General features: G+C 52.4%; 1 protein-coding gene. It reads right to left on the bottom strand.

Annotated features, from left to right (window positions below; translation table 11 throughout):
* Positions 1–275 (bottom strand): efflux RND transporter permease subunit (locus FDX01_RS04595; RefSeq protein ID WP_170974757.1); only part of this gene is annotated, 275 nt, incomplete at both ends.

Here is a 275-nt window from a genome sequence, read left to right on the forward strand (position 1 = left end):
TCTGAAGATAACCGCTGGCACGGACCATATACTCCGCTTCGGCCATTTCAACGGATGAACCACCGGCCTCCTGGTTAGACGATTCAAGAGCCTGTTTCACTTCGGGCAGGCTGATCCCATACTGGGACAGTTTTACCGGATTGACCTGAATCTGGTACTGCTTCACCACGCCACCAACCGAGGCTACCTCAGCCACGTTCGGGATGGTCTTCAGTTCAAATTTCAGAAACCAGTCCTGCAAAGAACGCAGTTCTGAAAGGTCGTGTTTTCCGCTG

It is taken from the genome of Citrobacter sp. wls613, from assembly GCF_005281195.1.
GTDB classification, from domain to species: Bacteria; Pseudomonadota; Gammaproteobacteria; order Enterobacterales; family Enterobacteriaceae; genus Citrobacter; species Citrobacter gillenii.